The sequence below is a fragment of the Streptomyces sp. NPDC002676 genome (assembly GCF_053592455.1).
On the sequence record NZ_JBSFVT010000004.1, the window covers coordinates 387,533 to 404,339 of the forward strand.

Annotated in this window: 16 protein-coding genes; 10 read left to right on the plus strand and 6 right to left on the minus strand. The window is 72.6% G+C overall.

Annotation, left to right across the window (positions count from 1 at the left end):
- The first annotated feature begins 41 nt into the window (after positions 1-41).
- Positions 42-551, plus strand: a complete 510-nt coding sequence (locus tag ACWD3E_RS15050) for a Uma2 family endonuclease (RefSeq protein ID WP_451387971.1) — start codon at positions 42-44, stop codon at positions 549-551.
- On the opposite strand, the gene ACWD3E_RS15055 is transcribed toward ACWD3E_RS15050, so the two are convergent.
- Positions 542-1,468, minus strand: coding sequence for a DUF3027 domain-containing protein (locus tag ACWD3E_RS15055; protein ID WP_451387972.1), 927 nt, complete (start codon positions 1,466-1,468; stop codon positions 542-544). The two genes, ACWD3E_RS15050 and ACWD3E_RS15055, sit on opposite strands and share 10 nt — an antisense overlap.
- A gap of 350 nt (positions 1,469-1,818) precedes the next feature.
- Between ACWD3E_RS15055 and ACWD3E_RS15060 the strand changes: the two genes are divergently transcribed.
- The 4 genes from ACWD3E_RS15060 to ACWD3E_RS15075 all read left to right on the plus strand — a co-directional run bounded on the left by ACWD3E_RS15060 (position 1,819) and on the right by ACWD3E_RS15075 (position 5,372).
- Entirely contained in the window at positions 1,819-3,210 is a 1,392-nt protein-coding gene (locus ACWD3E_RS15060; protein WP_451387973.1) for an MFS transporter, read from the plus strand.
- A gap of 62 nt (positions 3,211-3,272) precedes the next feature.
- Positions 3,273-3,749 (plus strand): DUF2771 domain-containing protein, encoded by a 477-nt coding sequence (locus ACWD3E_RS15065; RefSeq protein ID WP_451387974.1) that lies wholly within the window; start codon positions 3,273-3,275, stop codon positions 3,747-3,749.
- Positions 3,750-3,778: 29 nt separating this feature from the next.
- Entirely contained in the window at positions 3,779-4,510 is a 732-nt protein-coding gene (locus tag ACWD3E_RS15070; RefSeq protein ID WP_451388152.1) for a futalosine hydrolase, read from the plus strand.
- Positions 4,488-5,372, plus strand: a complete 885-nt coding sequence (locus ACWD3E_RS15075) for a 1,4-dihydroxy-6-naphthoate synthase (protein ID WP_451387975.1) — start codon at positions 4,488-4,490, stop codon at positions 5,370-5,372. Before ACWD3E_RS15070 ends, ACWD3E_RS15075 begins: the two co-directional genes overlap by 23 nt.
- A gap of 160 nt (positions 5,373-5,532) precedes the next feature.
- Here the strand turns inward: ACWD3E_RS15075 and ACWD3E_RS15080 are convergent, their stop codons facing one another.
- Positions 5,533-5,916 carry a cold-shock protein gene (locus ACWD3E_RS15080; RefSeq protein ID WP_451387976.1) on the minus strand — a complete coding sequence of 128 codons (384 nt, stop codon included), beginning with the start codon at positions 5,914-5,916 and terminating at the stop codon, positions 5,533-5,535.
- A 162-nt stretch (positions 5,917-6,078) separates the two neighbouring features.
- Here ACWD3E_RS15080 and ACWD3E_RS15085 point away from each other — a divergent pair, with 162 nt between their 5' ends.
- Complete coding sequence (locus ACWD3E_RS15085; protein ID WP_451387977.1) at positions 6,079-6,333, plus strand: hypothetical protein; 255 nt, start codon at positions 6,079-6,081, stop codon at positions 6,331-6,333.
- Here ACWD3E_RS15085 and ACWD3E_RS15090 read toward each other — a convergent pair.
- On the minus strand, positions 6,306-6,962 hold the full coding sequence (locus tag ACWD3E_RS15090; RefSeq protein ID WP_451387978.1) for an HAD family hydrolase: 657 nt from the start codon (positions 6,960-6,962) through the stop codon (positions 6,306-6,308). The two genes, ACWD3E_RS15085 and ACWD3E_RS15090, sit on opposite strands and share 28 nt — an antisense overlap.
- A gap of 13 nt (positions 6,963-6,975) precedes the next feature.
- Positions 6,976-8,031 carry a hypothetical protein gene (locus ACWD3E_RS15095; RefSeq protein ID WP_451387979.1) on the minus strand — a complete coding sequence of 352 codons (1,056 nt, stop codon included), beginning with the start codon at positions 8,029-8,031 and terminating at the stop codon, positions 6,976-6,978.
- 109 nt (positions 8,032-8,140) lie between these two features.
- Here ACWD3E_RS15095 and ACWD3E_RS15100 point away from each other — a divergent pair, with 109 nt between their 5' ends.
- Positions 8,141-10,693: a helicase-associated domain-containing protein gene (locus tag ACWD3E_RS15100; RefSeq protein WP_451387980.1), complete on the plus strand. Its 2,553-nt coding sequence runs from the start codon at positions 8,141-8,143 to the stop codon at positions 10,691-10,693.
- An 82-nt stretch (positions 10,694-10,775) separates the two neighbouring features.
- Positions 10,776-12,425, plus strand: a complete 1,650-nt coding sequence (locus ACWD3E_RS15105) for a DNA repair helicase XPB (RefSeq protein WP_451387981.1) — start codon at positions 10,776-10,778, stop codon at positions 12,423-12,425.
- Here the strand turns inward: ACWD3E_RS15105 and ACWD3E_RS15110 are convergent.
- Both ACWD3E_RS15110 and ACWD3E_RS15115 read right to left on the minus strand, forming a co-directional pair.
- Positions 12,377-13,444 (minus strand): glycosyltransferase 87 family protein, encoded by a 1,068-nt coding sequence (locus tag ACWD3E_RS15110; protein WP_451388153.1) that lies wholly within the window; start codon positions 13,442-13,444, stop codon positions 12,377-12,379. The genes ACWD3E_RS15105 and ACWD3E_RS15110 overlap by 49 nt on opposite strands.
- A gap of 126 nt (positions 13,445-13,570) precedes the next feature.
- Entirely contained in the window at positions 13,571-13,753 is a 183-nt protein-coding gene (locus ACWD3E_RS15115; protein ID WP_451387982.1) for a hypothetical protein, read from the minus strand.
- A gap of 359 nt (positions 13,754-14,112) precedes the next feature.
- Between ACWD3E_RS15115 and ACWD3E_RS15120 the strand changes: the two genes are divergently transcribed.
- Both ACWD3E_RS15120 and ACWD3E_RS15125 read left to right on the plus strand, forming a co-directional pair.
- On the plus strand, positions 14,113-16,101 hold the full coding sequence (locus ACWD3E_RS15120; protein ID WP_451388154.1) for a HelD family protein: 1,989 nt from the start codon (positions 14,113-14,115) through the stop codon (positions 16,099-16,101).
- A 54-nt stretch (positions 16,102-16,155) separates the two neighbouring features.
- A complete protein-coding gene (locus ACWD3E_RS15125; RefSeq protein WP_451387983.1) occupies positions 16,156-16,785 on the plus strand; it encodes an LppU/SCO3897 family protein in 630 nt (209 codons plus the stop codon).
- Positions 16,786-16,807 lie beyond the last annotated feature (22 nt).

Here is a 16,807-nt window from a genome sequence, read left to right on the forward strand (position 1 = left end):
CGATCCTTGCCCCTGGGTACAGACGACGAGGAGCGAGCGCCATGACCATCGCACCGGACAACGCGCGCCAGGGCGCCTCCCACGTCTACCGGGCCATGCGTGACTTCGTTCAGTCCGTGGAGGACACCCTCCCGGGCAAGTTCGAGATCACCAAAGAAGGGATCGTCCACGACATGGTGGCGCCCGTCGGTCCGCACGAGCTGACCACTCTGCATCTGCGGAAACGCCTTGAGAAGGTGATGCCTGACGAGATCGTGGCCCACACGGGTGAACCCGACGTGGAGGACGAAGCGGAAAGCATCATGCGCCGCCCCGACGTGATGGTGATCACCTGGGAGGACATGGAGGGCCCCGGCTCCTTCGATCCCCGCACACTGATCGCCGCCGTCGAAGTCGTCTCCCGCTCCAACCCCGACAACGACTGGGTGAGCAACATCCACCCCACCCCCGACGGGCCGCGCTATGCGACCCGCAAGGAGTTCGTGTACGGCGAGGACGTCACCATCGCGGACTGGACCATCTCGACGGACGGCCTGCCGCGTTACGAGTGACCCAGTTCCGCCGTCTCCTCGTCGCCCGCCTCCGGGACCGAGCCCGAGTCGCGGGCCGGGCGGAGGGGGAAGGGGTCGACCCTTGTCTCGTCGATGACCGGGGTCGCCGGCTGGGGCGGCTTCGGCATGACCGCTGCTTCCGAGTGGCCGCCGCAGCCGTACGCCAGCGAGACCACGCGGCCGTCGGCCGGGGAGAACTCGTTGGCGCAGACGCCGAAGGCCTGGCCGAGGGAGCCGCCGATGGGGTTGAGGAAGCCGCACGTCATGCAGGTCGCCGGGGCCGCCTGGGCCATGGGCGTCTTCGGGCCGTACGCCTCCTCCCAGCGGTCGGCCGCCACGTGCAGGCCGTAGCGGGACAGGACGCGGGCGCGGCGCATGCCCAGTTCCTCGGCGACCGCCGCGATGGAGCCCCGGGACGGGATCGTCGGCTGGACGGCGGGGGCGCCCGGGGTCACGTCCGCGTCCTCGGCATCCGCCAGCTCCGCCATCTCCTCGGACACGAGCGCATTCGGCGGCGCCGCCTCCTCGCCGGTGTAGCCGGGCTCCAGGCGCAGGTCCTCCTGGTCGGTGGGGAGCAGATCGCCGGGGCCGAGGTCGCCGGGGCGCAGCCGCTCGCTCCACGGGACCCACTCCGGAGCGAGGAGGGCGTCGGGGCCAGGGAGGAGGACGACCTCGTCCAAGGTAACGATCTTGGCACGGGAGGCGCGGGCGACCGTCGCGGCCCAGCGCCAGCCGCGGTAGCCCGACTCCTTGCACTCGAAGAAGTGCGTGACGACGCGGTCGCCCTCCGACACCAGGCCGACGTGCTCGCCGACCACGCCGGGTGCGGCGGCCTCCTCGGCTGCGGCGCGGGCGAGGTCGACAGCCTCGGCGCACAGGCGGTCGGGGGTGCGGCTTCGCGTTGTCGCTGCGCTCACAGGTATCGCTTCTCTCCTACGCCGTCTCAATGAGTGCGGCTGCCTGGGCGGTGAAGCGGACGGAGCGGACCTGGGGACCGCATCGACGTCTGCATCCGACCGCGCTCGGGCGCACCTCTGCCATCCATTCTGCGTTATGGCTGAGATATGCACGCTACACCGACGAGATTCTTCGCCGCTCCACTGCGGTGCTTCCCGTCCGCCCGCCGGTCCCGGTCGGCTGGAAGCGCACCGTCACAAACGGGTTCAGACGGCCGAAACACACCACCTGCGGGGCAGGGTCCTCGGGGAGAAGGTCGGCCTCGTGCGCGGTGACGGCACTATTCGGACGGTTCTCAAGGCACTATGGCGTGGTGGCAGCCGCGGGTGGCGGGAGTGGGCGAGGTGGCGGTGCGGGTCTCGGAGGGGCCGTCCGCGCGGTCGGCCGTGCCCTGCGCTCCCCCTTCACCGGCACGGCGCGCGGGATCCGGAAGGCCACGCACGCGCACGGCGCCGGTGAGTCGGGGCTCGGCAAGCTGATCGAGCTGCACGCGGTGAACGGCGCCGGCGATGTCATGATCACCGTCGCGCTCGCGTCCACCATCTTCTTCTCCGTGCCCACCGCCGAGGCGCGCGGGCGCGTCGCGCTGTATCTCGCCATCACCATGGCTCCCTTCACCGTCCTCGCACCCGTCATCGGCCCGCTGCTGGACCGGCTGCCGCACGGCCGCCGCGCGGCGATGGCGGGCTCCATGCTGGCCCGCGCCCTGCTCGCGCTCATCCTCTCGGGGGCCGTGGCCAGCGGGGGTCTGGAGCTGTATCCCGCCGCGCTCGGCGTGCTCGTGGCGTCGAAGGCGTACGGGGTGGTCAGGAGTGCCGTCGTACCGCGGCTGCTGCCGTCCCGGTTCTCGCTCGTGAAGGCCAACTCCCGGGTCACCCTCGCCGGGTTGCTGGCCACCGCCGTGGCCGCGCCGGTGGCGGCGGGGCTGCACGCCATCGGGGACCCCTGGCCGCTCTACGGCGCCTTCGTGATCTTCCTGGCGGGTACGTTCCTGTCCCTCTCCCTGCCGCACAAGGTGGACTCGGCCAAGGGCGAGGGCAGGGCGCTGCTCGCCGCGGACGCCGAGCATCTGCACGGGCCGCTCCGCAAGACGGCGAAGCGGCCGGGGCTGCGGACCGTCGGCCCCGCCGTCACGCACGCGCTCGGCGCCAACGCCGCCCTGCGCTGCCTGTCCGGCTTCCTGATCTTCTTCCTCGCCTTCCTGCTGCGCGAGCAGCCGCTGACCGGGGAGAGCGCGGCGGTGTCGCTCGGGATAGTGGGCGGCGCGGCCGGCACGGGCAACGCCCTGGGGACGGCGATGGGGGCGTGGCTCAGATCACGCGCACCGGAGATCATCATCGTCACCGTGGTCGCGCTGGCGCTGGGGACGGCGCTCGTGGCCACCGTGTTCTTCGGGGCCTTCCTGGTGGCCTGCCTGGCCGCGGTCGCCGGGTTCGCGCAGGCGCTGGCCAAGCTGTCCCTGGACGCGCTGATCCAGCGTGACGTGCCGGAACTGGTGCGGACCTCGGCGTTCGCCCGCTCGGAGACGCTGCTCCAGATGGCCTGGGTGTTCGGCGGCGCGGTCGGCATCGTGCTGCCGCTCAACGGCACCCTCGGCATGGCCGTGGCCGCCGCACTGGTGGGTGCCGGCTGGCTGACCACCCTGCGCGGGCTGCTCGACTCCGCCCGGCACAGCGGCCGGCCCAGGGCGCGAGTGGCGTAACGAACCGGGCACGCCGCACCCCGCGCGGGCGGACGCCTTCCGGCGCCCGATAGCCTTCGGCCATGACCACGATGCATTCCGCTGTGCGACGCCGCCGCGCCGTCGCCGCCGCCGGCGCCGTTACCGCCGGACTGCTCGTCCTGACGGCCTGCGAGAAGCCGACCCCGATCTCGACGATCACCGTCGGCTCCAGCTCGATCCACTCCGAGGCCCTCTGCTACAACGACGGCAACAAGCTGGACGCCAAGTCGCTGGCGAAGTGCGCCAAGAACGCCGAGAACCTCAAGTCGATCAAGGTCGACCAGGACGAGACCGTCCGCTTCGGCGTCGAACCGAAGATCGCGGACGCCGGCTGGGTCGTCCTGGTGAACGGCCGCCAGTTCACCGACGTCAGCAAGAAGACGTACCGCACCATCCCGGGCAGCGCCTTCTTCAACGCCCAGTACGGCACCCAGGGCGACACCAACAACATCTCGATCCAGATGGGCGAGACCGGGAACATCAAGGGCTTCTGGTCGTTCAAGCTGAAGAAGGCCTGATCAGCCTGATCGGCTCCGGCACCGGCCCCATACGCGTTCTCGTGGCCACCGCTGTCCCCGCCGAACGGGACGCGGTGGCACGGGCGTTCCCGGGGGCTGGCGAGGAGGTCTCCCTGCCCGGGGGGTCCGTCCTGCGGACCACCGCCGGGTCCGGCCCCGGGTACGACCTGCTGGCCGCCGGTGTCGGGCCCGCGCTCGCCGCCGCCTCCACCGCCGCCGCCCTGACCGCCGCCACTCTCGACGGCGCCCCGTACGGCCTCGTCGTGTCGGCCGGAATCGGCGGCGGTTTCCAGCCGGAGGCGCCCGTCGGGTCGCTCGTCGTCGCCGACGCGATCACCGTGGCCGATCTGGGTGCCGAGACCGCCGACGGCTTCCTCCCGGTCACCGAACTCGGCTTCGGGACCGTCACCCACCGGCCGCCGGAATCACTCGTACGAGTCGTCGCCGAAGCCACCGACGCCCTCCCCGGAACGATCCTCACCGTCTCCACCGTGACCGGCACCGCCGCCCGCGCCGCCGAGCTGCGTGCCCGTCACCCCCACGCCCTCGCGGAGGGCATGGAGGGGTTCGGGGTCGCCGAGGCCGCCGCCGCGCACAAGGTGCCCGTGCTGGAGCTGCGCGCGGTGTCCAACCCGGTCGGCCCGCGCGACCGCGCCGCCTGGCGCATCGGCGACGCCCTGGCCGCCCTCACCGGAGCCTTCGGGAACCTCGCGCCCGCATTGGAGAGTTGGAACCCGTATGACCACCAGCATCAGCAGTGAGCAGCCGTTGCAGGGTGAGCAGCCCCTGCAGATCGCGTACTCGCCCTGCCCCAACGACACCTTCGTCTTCGACGCCCTCGCCCACGGCCGCGTCCCCGGCGGGCCCGCGCTGGACGTGACCTTTGCCGACATCGACCTCACCAACACCATGGCCGAGCGCGGAGAGTTCGACGTCCTGAAGGTGTCGTACGCCGTCCTGCCGTACGTCCTGGACGAGTACGCGCTGCTGCCCTGCGGCGGCGCGCTGGGCCGGGGCTGCGGGCCGCTCGTGCTCACACGGGAGGCCGGCGTCGATCTGACGGGCCGTACGGTCGCGGTGCCGAGCGAGAAGTCGACCGCCTACCTGCTGTTCAGGCTGTGGGCCGCGGACACGCTGAAGGACGGCGGGGTCGGCGAGATCGTCGTCCTGCCGTTCCACGAGATCATGCCGGCCGTGCGGGACGGCAAGGTGGACGCCGGACTCGTCATCCACGAGGCGCGCTTCACGTACCAGAACTACGGGCTGCACAAGCTCGCCGACATGGGCGAGCACTGGGAGCGCACGACCGGGCTGCCGATCCCGCTGGGCGCGATCATCGCCAAGCGCTCGCTGGGCGCCAAGGCGCTGCGCGGGCTCGCGGAGTCCATCACCGCGTCCGTGCGAGCCGCCTGGGACGACCCCGAGGCCTCCCGGCCGTACGTCATGGAGCACGCCCAGGAGATGGACCCGGCCGTCACCGACCAGCACATCGGCCTGTACGTCAACGAGTTCACCGCCGACCTCGGCGAGGACGGCTACGCGGCGATCCGCGGGCTGCTCACACGCGCGGCGGCCGAGGGCCTCGTGCCGGCCCTCGGACCCGAAGCGCTCGCGTTTCCCTGAGCCTCGCGAACACAGCAACCGCAGCACACCCGCCGCAACATCAGCCGAACCGAGTCCGGCACAGCTGCCCGACGCGCGGCGGCCGAGGGGCTGCTGCCGCCCCTCGGCCCGAACGCGCTCGATTTCCCCTGACGTTTCCTGACGTTCCCTTGCGGGGCGGTCACACGTCCAGCTGGTCGGCGACCGCCCGCAGCAGGCCGGCGATCTTCTTGCCGGAGGCCTTCTCCGGGTAGCGGCCCTTCTCCAGCATCGGCGTGATGTTCTCGAGGAGGGTCGTCAGATCCTGCACGATCGAGGCCAGTTCGTCCGGCTTCTTGCGCTGGGCCGCCGCGACCGACGGCGTCGGGTCGAGCACCGTCACCGAAAGTGCCTGATCACCGCGCTGACCGGCGACCACCCCGAACTCCACGCGCTGTCCCGGCTTGAGTGAATCGACTCCGGCGGGGAGAACCGAGGAGTGGACGAAGACGTCACCGCCGTCGTCACGGGAGAGAAAGCCGAAGCCCTTCTCGGTGTTGAACCACTTGACCTTGCCGGTAGGCACGTCTGTCCTCGTCCTCGTACTCGTTGGGGAATGCTTCGGAAACGGCTCTTGATAGCACTGAGCGGGTCCACGATGACCCGCCGCTACCAAGGCTAATGGTCTTCGGGCCGGTGACAAGACGTCCCCCGGTTGTTCCTACGCGCTGGGAACTACCCTGGTCCCGTGCCTGACAAAACCCAAACGAATTCCGCCGAGCCCGGTGACGGACTGATCCGCGCCGGTGCGATCGTCTTCTTCATCGGGGCCGTGTCCACCCTCGTCACGGTGGCCCCGCTGTTCCTCGGGACCAAGCCGTTCCCGTGGTACATGTACACACTGTGCATGCTCATGGGCGTCGGTTTCCTGCTGGCCGGCGCCGGTGTCCTGCGGTCGGTCGCCGCCGGACGCCGTCAGGCGCGGGAGGCCGCCTCGCGGTAGCCGTCGAGCCAGTCGGGGAATGCGGAGAGGTCGTCGAGCACGACATCCGCACCGGCAGCCCGCAGTTCGTCCGCCGGGCAGGGCCCGGTGGCCACGCAGACCGACAGCGCGCCCGCCGTACGGGCTCCGCGCACGTCTCCGACGTGGTCGCCGACGTACACGGCCGCGCCGTGCTCGCGCAGCGCCACCGCCTTCTGCTCGGCCCACAGGTCGCCCACGACCACGTCGGGCACGATGCCGAGGTGGGACAGGTGCAGCTTGGCGTTCGGCTCGTACTTCGCCGTGACGACCATCGTCCGCCCGCCGGCCGCCCGCACCGCCTCGATCGCCTCGCGGGCTCCGGCCATGGCGGGCGTCGTGGCTATCGCGATCGCCGGGTACATCTCCCGGTACAGGTCGGCCATCTGGTCGATCTGCTCCGCCGGGAACCAGTGGACCAGCTCCTCCACCAGCGGCGGCCCGAGCCGCGTCACCGCCAGATCGGCGTCGATGTACGTCCCCGTCCGCTCCGCCAGGGCCACGTAACAGGCACGGATCCCCGGCCGGGAGTCGATCAGGGTCATGTCGAGGTCGAAACCCACGGTCAGCGGGCGCGGGGCGATCGTGCTCAGCTCGGGCATGTGGGCCATTGTGCCTGGCCCGCTAGCGGCGGCGCTGGGAGCGCCAGAGCAGGAACAGGGCCGTGGCTGTGGCCGCGCCCCGGACCACCCACGGCCAGGTGCCGGCCACGGCGTCACTCATGTGGCCCTGGGCTATGGGCGCGCCCCAGCGGCCGGTGTTGCGGCCCCACAGCCAGAGCAGACCGGCCGCGACGGACATGCCGGGCAGGACCATGACGGCCCACTTGGTCTCGGCGGGCGTCAGGCGCCGGGAGCCCCAGGCGATCAGCCAGCCCAGGATCAGCGCGAACCAGTTGCCGAGCAGGGCCCCCGCGACCAGCGCGGCGGCGGCCAGCAGCAGGAGCGGGTTGGTCCAGCCGGCGGCGGGACGGGGCAGGAGGCGGGCCGGCAGGGAGCGGCGGGTGGCGGTCGCCTCGGGGTCCTGCTCCTTGGCCGGTTCCGGCTCTGTTCTCGGGGCCTGGTCCTTCTCCTGAGGCGCCTCCATCGGCGGGCGCCGGAGCAGCTCCGGGATCTCCACTCCGCCCACGAAACCCGGTACGGCATCACCGGCCGTCCCGAACCCGAGCGGACTGCTGCCGCCCCCCATCCGCCACCAGTCGGGCTGCGTGACGCTGTCGCCGAGTTCGTGCGGGGCGGCAAGGTGCGGCGGGGACGGCCCGTCGGCGCGGGCGGCCGGCGGCTCCGGCTCGGCGGGGCGCGGGCGGGGTACGACCTTGCGCAGGCCCTTGAGAAGGTCCGGCAGCTCCGGCTTCGCCCCCGGCTCCCGCTCGCGGGGCGCGGGCTGTTCCGGCACGGTGGCGGACGGCGGCCTCGGAGCGCTCCTCGTACCGGTGGTGCCTGTGGCGCCTGTGGCGCCTCCCGCCGCCTCGACCACCTCGTCCGGGGTGCCCAGGCGGTCCAGGATGCGGCGGACCGCGGCGGGACTGTCCACCGTCACCTTGGCGCGGTGCCGGTCGATCTCGTTGCGCAGCTCCGACACGAGCCGCATCCGCGTGGACGACGGCAGCTGGCGCTGCTGCGCGATGTCTCCGACACGGCTCAGATACTCGTAGACGACCTTGTCGCTCTCGATCCCCACGGAACCCCTCCGGGGTGCTGCCGACGAAACCCCGGTGAGGACGGTACCGCTTCTGCATGCCCCGTCCTCAAACGCCGGACGGACCGGCTTGTCCGCTACCGTTTGTCGGATGAGCCCCGAGGCCCGCCCAGCCCCTCGTTCCCTCGCGGAAGCGCTCCGCGCCAGGGACGACGCCTCCCTGGCCGCGCTGCTGCGCAGCCGACCGGACCTCATCACGCCCGTCCCGACCGACCTCACCCAGCTGGCCACCCGCGCCGGCACCCGCGCCTCGGTGCTGCGCGCCCTGGAGCGCCTGGACCGGTTCGCGTTGCAGACGGCGGAGGCGCTGGCCGTGGCCCCGGACCCGGCGTCGTACGACACCCTGCTCGGACTGCTGGCCGGCGACGCGGGCGACCCGGCAGTCACCGCCGCGCTGCCCCGTACGCTCGCGGCGCTGCGCGAGCAGGCCCTGGTGTGGGGCGACGACGAGCGGCTGCGGCTGGTGCGGACCGCCCTGGAGCTGCTCGCGCCGTCCCCGCAGCACCCCTCCCCGACCGGCCTCGGGCCGACCGTGCAGGAGGCGGGCTCGGGCATGTCGCCGGGGCGCATCCAGGAGATCATCGCGACGGCCGGGCTGCCCTCGACCCACGACTCGGTCTCCGCCCTGGCCGCGCTCACCGCCCTGTTCACGGACCGCAAGCGGATGAGCGCGCTGCTCGCCGACGCGCCGGAAGCCTCCCGCGAGGTGCTGGCCCGGCTGGTGTGGGGGCCGCCGTACGGGCAGGTCACCCCGGACCCGGCCGCTCATCTGCGCTGGCTGCTCGACCGTGGCCTGCTGCTGCCGACCACGCCCGGCACGGTCGTCCTGCCCCGCGAGGTCGCCCTGCACCTGCGCGAGGGCCGCGCGCACCGGGAGACCGAGCCGGCGCCCCCCGCTGTCGAACCGGCCGCGGCGCACGCCCCGCGCATGGTGGACGCCACGGCGGCCGGGCAGGCGTCCATGGCGGTGGCCACCGTCGAGGAGCTGCTGAAGGACTGGGACGAGGGCGGCCCCGCCGTGCTGCGGGCCGGGGGCCTGAGCGTGCGCGACCTGAAGCGGACCGCCGTCGCCCTCGACGTGCCCGAGCCGGTCGCCGCGTTCTGGGTGGAGCTGGCCTACGCGGCCGGTCTGCTCGCCCCCGACGGCGAGGCCGACGAGCGGTACGCCGCCACCCCCGCCTACGACGAGTGGCTGGAGCAGCCTCCCGCCGAGCGCTGGGCCCGGCTGGCCGAGGCCTGGCTGGCGGCCACCCGGACACCGGGGCTGGTCGGCGGGCGGGACGCGAAGGACCGTACGTTGTCGGCGCTGGGCCCGGGCCTCGACCGCTCCGCCGCGCCCGAGGTACGGCACCGGGTGCTGGCCCTGCTCGCCGGGCTCCCGGAAGGCGCGGCCCCCACCGCCGAGTCCGTGCTGGCCCGGCTGCGCTGGGAACGGCCCCTGCGCGGGCCGCAGGGCGAGGACGACCTGCGCTCCCGGCTCGCCCGCTGGGCCCTGACGGAGGCGGAGCTGCTGGGCGTGACCGGGCGGGGTGCGCTGGCGGCGCACGGCCGCGCGCTGCTCGGGGCGCCCGCACCGGCACCAGCACCGGCCGAGGGGGCAGCGGAGCCGGCCGGACCCGGGGACAAGCTGCCCGTCCGGCACCACCACCATCCCGCGCCGCTCGCGCCCTTCGCCCCCCTCTCCCCCGCCGAGCAGTCCGTCGCGACCGCCGCCGCGGCCCGGCTGCTCGCGCCCCTGCTGCCCGAGCCGCTGGACCACGTCCTGCTCCAGGCGGACCTGACGGCGGTGGCCCCCGGCCCGCTCCAGCGTCCGCTCGCCGACATGCTCGGGGTCCTCGCGGACGTCGAGTCCAAGGGCGGGGCGACCGTGTACCGGTTCACCCCGGGCTCGGTGCGGCGCGCGCTGGACGCCGGGCAGGCCGCCGCCGACCTGCACGCCTTCCTCTCCCAGCACTCCCGTACCCCGGTCCCGCAGCCGCTCGCGTATCTGATCGACGACGTGGCGCGCAAGCACGGGCATCTGCGGGTGGGCGCGGCCTCGGCGTATGTGCGCTGCGACGACGACGCCGTGCTCAACGAGATCCTCGCCGACCGTCGGGCCGCCGCGCTGCGGCTGCGCCGGCTGGCCCCGACCGTGCTGGCCGCGCAGTCGGACCCGGCCTCGCTGCTGGCGGGCCTGCGCGCCATGGGCTACGCGCCCGCCGCCGAGTCCGCCGAGGGCGACGTCCTCGTCGCCCGCGCCCACGCCCACCGCACCCCGCCGCGTACGGCTCCCGAGCCGGTGCCGGACGGGCCGCCGCCGCCCGACGCCACGCTGCTGTCGGCGGCGATCCGCGCGATCCGGGCCGGGGACCTGGCCGCCACCGCCCCACGCAAGCCCGCCGGGGACCCGGTCGCGACGGCGCACGGCGAGCTGCCCCGCACCTCCTCCGCCGAGACCCTGGCCACCATGCAGGCCGCCGTCCTGACCGGCGACTCCCTGTGGATCGGCTACGTCAACGCCGAGGGCGCAGCGAGCCAGCGCGTGATCGCCCCGATCCGGGTGGAAGGCGGCTTCGTGACGGCGTACGACCACACGGCGGACGAGGTGCGCACCTATCCGCTGCACCGGGTGACGGGCGTGGCGGAGCTGGCGCAGGACTGAGCCCGATCCTCCGCGACCACGCTTGATCGTCCGTATTTGAGGCACACTGGACGTTTGGCTGTAGTGGAAGGGTGTGCTGCGCGTGAATGGTCCGCTGATCGTCCAGTCCGACAAGACCCTGCTCCTGGAAGTCGACCATGAGCGGGCCGATGACTGCCGTCGGGCCATCGCGCCCTTCGCCGAGCTGGAGCGGGCGCCCGAGCACATCCACACCTACCGGGTCACCCCGCTCGGGCTGTGGAACGCGCGCGCGGCCGGGCACGACGCCGAGCAGGTCGTGGACGCGCTGGTGCAGTACAGCCGCTATCCGGTGCCGCACGCGCTGCTGGTCGACATCGCCGACACCATGGACCGCTACGGCCGCCTCACCCTCTCCAAGCACCCCGCGCACGGTCTCGTCCTCGTCACCACGGACCGGCCCGTGCTGGAGGAGGTGCTGAAGTCCAAGCGGATCGCTCCGCTGGTCGGGGCGCGGATCGACCAGGACACCGTCGTCGTGCACCCCTCCGAGCGCGGCCAGATCAAGCAGGTGCTGCTGAAGCTGGGCTGGCCGGCCGAGGACCTCGCCGGATACGTGAACGGCGAGGCGCACCCCATCGAGCTGCGCGAGGACGGCTGGGCGCTGCGGCCGTACCAGAAGCAGGCCGTGGAGAACTTCTGGCACGGCGGCAGCGGGGTCGTCGTCCTGCCCTGCGGCGCCGGAAAGACGCTGGTCGGCGCCGGTTCCATGGCGCAGGCCAAGTCGACCACCCTGATCCTCGTCACCAACACCGTCTCCGCCCGGCAGTGGAAGCACGAGCTGGTGAAGCGGACGACGCTGACCGAGGACGAGATCGGCGAGTACAGCGGCACGAAGAAGGAGATCCGCCCGGTCACCATCGCCACCTACCAGGTGCTGACCACGAAGCGGAAGGGGATCTACCCCCACCTCGAACTCTTCGACTCCCGCGACTGGGGCCTGATCGTCTACGACGAGGTGCACCTCCTTCCCGCGCCCGTCTTCAAGTTCACGGCCGACCTCCAGGCGCGCCGCCGCCTCGGCCTGACCGCGACGCTGGTCCGCGAGGACGGCCGCGAGTCGGACGTGTTCTCGCTGATCGGCCCGAAGCGGTTCGACGCGCCCTGGAAGGAGATCGAGGCCCAGGGCTACATCGCGCCCGCCGACTGCGTCGAGGTCCGGGTCAACCTCACCGACTCCGAGCGGCTCGCGTACGCCACCGCCGAGACGGAGGAGAAGTACCGCTACTGCGCGACGACGGACACCAAGCGGAAGGTCACGGAGGCGATCGTCCGCCGCTTCGCCGGCCAGCAGATCCTCGTCATCGGCCAGTACATCGACCAACTCGACGAGCTGGGCGAGCACTTGAACGCGCCCGTCATCAAGGGCGAGACCTCCAACGCCCAGCGCGAGAAGCTCTTCGACGCCTTCCGGGAAGGCGAGATCAGCGTCCTCGTCGTCTCCAAGGTCGCGAACTTCTCCATCGACCTGCCCGAGGCCACGGTCGCCATCCAGGTCTCCGGCACCTTCGGCTCCCGCCAGGAGGAGGCCCAGCGCCTCGGCCGCGTCCTGCGCCCCAAGGCCGACGGCCACCAGGCCCACTTCTACTCGGTCGTCGCCCGCGACACCATCGACCAGGACTTCGCCGCCCACCGCCAGCGCTTCCTGGCCGAGCAGGGCTACGCCTACCGGATCGTGGACGCGGACGAGCTGCTGACGGAGGGCACGGCCTGAGCGGTCCTCGGCCAGAGCACCGCCGCGCCCGCCAGCAGCGCCAGCCCCAGGAAGGGGTACGGCGAGGCCAACGGCTGTTGCCACCACGGGAAGTGGAGGTCGCGCTCGCCCTCGTGGGGGAGCAGCCACAGGGTGCGGGCGGTGAAGGCCACCGCCGTGAGGGCCGCGAGGCGGACGCGGCCCTCGGCCAGGAGCACCGCGAGGAGCGGTACGCACCACACCCAGTGGTGGGACCAGCTGATCGGTGAGATCAGCAGGCCCGTGAACGCGGTCAGCAGGATTCCGTGCCGGTCCTCGCGCGCCCGTGCCGCCAGCCACAGCCCCGCCGCGCCGACGGCCGCCGCCGGGAGCGCCCAGGCCGGGCCCGGGACGGGGTCGTGCAGCGCCCTGGCGATCAGGCCCTGCAGGGACTGGTTGTCGACGACCCAGGCCTTGCCCACGCGGCCGGTGTCGTAGAGGCGGCGGGTCCAGAAGTCCGCACTCGCCGCCGGGAGCAGCAGGCGCCCGAGCAGGACCGTGCCGGTGAAGGCCGCCGTGGCTGTCACTGCCTCCTTTCTGTGGCCGGTGAGCAAGAGGTAGGGGATGAAGAGGCCCGGGGTGAGCTTGATCCCGGTGGCCAGGCCCAGGGCCACGCCCTTGCCCCGGGCGCCCGGGGATCGGGTGAGGTCCCACAGGACCAGGCAGACGATGACGAGGTTGATCTGACCGAACAGCAGCGTCTGGAAGACGGGCTCGGTCCAGACACAGACGGCGGTCGCCGTGCACAGCGCGGGCAGGGACAGGGGGCGGCCCGCCAGGCGGGCGGAGAGGGTGACGAGGGCGGCCAGCACAAGCGTGTTGCCCGCCAGGAACACGGCCTTCAGGGCCGGCACGGGGAGCCAGGCCGCCGGGACGAACAGAGCCGCCGCGAAGGGCGGGTAGGTCGCCGGGAGCCGCCACGGGGTGACGGTGAAGCCGTACAGGTCGCCGCCGTGGGCCGCGGCGGCGCCCTCGGCCCGGTAGACCAGCAGGTCGGCCATAGGGGCCCGCTGCAGGACGCACAGGGCGGCGAAGGAGCAGAGGGAGAGGGTCAGAAGGAGGAGAGAAGGGGTCAGGAGAAGGGAGGGCGCCACCGTCCGTTTCCGCACGGAGGTGACCCTATGCCGTTACTTGCGGTGTATGCCCGCTTCCTCGCCGTACTCGCCGAGGATCACGACGCCGAACGCGGCCTCCGCGAACACCTTGACGGCGCGCAGGGCGTTGCCCAGGAAGTGGTGGTGGGGGCCGTCCACGGCCGTGGCACCGGCCGGAGGTCGGACACCGGCTGGATGGATGGTTGCTGCGCTCATGTCTCCATGGTGGATCGCCGGGCCCCTCAGCCGCATCGGTCTGTGAGGCCAATCCCGGAGGCCTCCGCGTAGATCTCGGGGTGGACCCCGCCCCTTACAAAAGGAGGCCCTCGCCCCCTAGGGGACAGAAAACCATTCGCCCCCGCCCCTCCTCCCCGTCTAAAATCTCCGCTCTTGCCCGCCTCCCCCACGGAGTGCCGCCGCCCGGCCGGAAACCGGACGGCACCGACGTAGTTGCCGTACCCAGGAGCACGCCCACCGGAGGCACCCCCTTGTCCACGCCCCTGCCCACGACCGCCGACGGCCCCCTCGCCCGAGAGCGCTCCCACCTCGCCGCCTCCCGGGCCGCCCTGCGCGCCATGCGCGAGGACGTGGAGTCGCTGGACATCAGCGACGTCACCGCGAACTGGGTCAACGCCGCGGTGCTCTCCCGGCAGATCGAGGACCGCATCAAGGCGCTGGCCGACCTCAGCGACACCCCGCTGTTCTTCGGCCGGCTCGACTACCTCCACGCGCCGGGGGCCGAGCAGGCCGAAGGGGCCGAGGGCGAGCAGTTCTACATCGGGCGGCGGCATGTGCACGACGGTGACGGCGACCCCATGGTCATCGACTGGCGCGCCCCGGTCTCCCAGCCGTTCTACCGGGCGTCCAAGAAGGACCCGATGGACGTCGCACTGCGGCGCCGCTTCGGCTACACCGGGGGCAACCTCACCGCCTACGAGGACGAGGCCCTGTCCGACCCGGCCGCAGTGACATTTTCCGGCTCCGCCGGGGGGGCCACCACCAGCAAGCTGCTCCAGCAGGAGATCGAGCGCCCGCGCGTCGGCCCGATGCGCGACATCGTCGCCACCATCCAGCCCGAGCAGGACGAGATCGTCCGCAGCGGGCTGGGCGGAACCGTGTGCGTGCAGGGAGGACCGGGGACCGGGAAGACCGCCGTCGGCCTGCACCGCGTCGCCTACCTCCTCTACGCCCACCGGGAACGGCTCGCCCGCACCGGCACCCTGGTCATCGGACCGAACCGGTCCTTCCTGCACTACATCGAGCAAGTCCTCCCGGCGCTCGGCGAGTTGACCGTGCAGCAGGCCACCGTGGACGACCTGGTCGCCCATGTGGAGGTGCGCGGCACGGACGAGGCGGCAGCCGCCGTCGTCAAGGGCGACGCCCGGATGGCGGAGGTGCTGCGCCGGGCCCTGTACTCCCACGTGACCCTGCCCACCGAGCCGATCGTCGTCGTGCGCGGCTCGCGCCGCTGGCGGGTCCCGGCGTACGAACTCGAGGGCATCGTCCGGGAGCTGCTGGACCGCGACATCCGCTACGGCGCCGCCCGCGAGGCTCTTCCGCAGCGCATCGCGCACGCGGTCCTGGTCCAGATGGAGCGGGCCGGAGAGGCCCCGGACGACCGGGTGCAGGACGCGGTGGCCCGCAACAGCGCGGTGAAGGCGGCCGTGAAGCTGGTCTGGCCGGCCGTCGACCCGGCGAAGCTCGTGCTGCGCCTGCTCACCGACGCCGACTTCCTCGCCGAGCACGCCGAGGGGATCCTCAGCGAGGACGAGCGCAAGACGATCCTTTGGTCGAAGCCGGTGCGCAGCGTGAAGTCGGCCAAGTGGTCTTCGGCGGACGCGGTGTTGATCGACGAGGCCGCCGACCTGATCCAGCGCACGCACTCACTCGGCCATGTGGTCCTGGACGAGGCGCAGGACCTCTCCCCCATGCAGTACCGGGCCGTCGGCCGCCGCTGCACCACCGGCAGCGCGACCGTCCTGGGCGACCTGGCGCAGGGCACCACCCCCTGGGCGACCCGCAGCTGGGACGAGGCGCTCGCCCACCTCGGCAAGCAGGAGGGGGTCATCGAGGAGCTGACGGCGGGTTTCCGCGTTCCGACGGACGTGATCACGTACGCCTCCCGCCTCCTCCCGCACATCGCGCCCGGCCTCACCCCGGTGGCCTCCGTCCGTGAGAACCCCGGCTTCTTCGAGGTCCGTACGGCCACGGAGACGGCCGAAACCATCGCCGCCTGCGAGGAGTTGCTGCGCAACGAGGGCTCGACCGGCCTGATCGCCGCCGACGCCCGGATCCCGGTACTCGCCGAGGCGCTGACGACGGCCGGGATCGGCTTCCTGGCCCCCGGTGAGGAGACGACGAGCGAGACCCGCCTGACCCTGGTCCCGGCCTCGCTCGCCAAGGGTCTGGAGTACGACTACGTGGTCCTGGACGAGCCGCAGGCGGTGGTCGACGGCGAGCCGGACGAGCGAACGGGCCTGCGCCGCCTGTACGTTGCGCTGACCCGAGCGGTGTCGGGGCTGATCGTGACGCACTCGGCACCTTTGCCCTCGCAACTCTCTTGACCTCACCTAGTAAGGTGCGTGCCGTTCTGAGAAGTTCCCTTGGAAAGGCCTCAGTTGAGCACGCCACCGCCGCAGTACCCCGGGTACCAGCAGACTCCAGGGCCGTATCAGCAGACCCCGCCGGCTCCGGGCCCGTACCAGCAGCCCCAGGGGGGCTATCCGCAGGCCCCGGGGCCGTACCAGCAGCCCGCCGGGCCGTACGCGGCCGTCGCGCCTGCGCCCGCACCCGCGTCGGCCTGGCCGCAGCAGTACGGTGCCGGGATGCCGGCGGGCGGGCCGGGCTGCGAGGTGTGCGGGGCGGCGCCCGCGGCGCAGGTGACGATCCGCGGTCACCAGGGAATGATCGTGATCATGCGGTCCCTGCGGCGCCGGGGGACGTTCTGCCACACCTGCGCGCTGGCCTCGTTCCGTGAGATGCAGACCGACACCATGCTGATGGGCTGGTGGGGTCCGATGTCGGCGTTCATCACGCCCATCGTCCTGCTGATCAACCTCGCAGCCCTGTCCGGCATCCGGCGCATCCCCGCCCCCATGGCACCCGGTTGGCGACCGCCGCTGGACCCCGGCAAGCCGGTCTTCCGGCGGCCGGCCGGAATCGTGGCCCTGATCCCGCTGAGTCTCGTGGGCCTCGCGGTCCTGTCCATACCGATACTCATGATCATCGGCCTGCTGGCCGGGAACTAGAACCCGTGGACCGCCGCCAGGA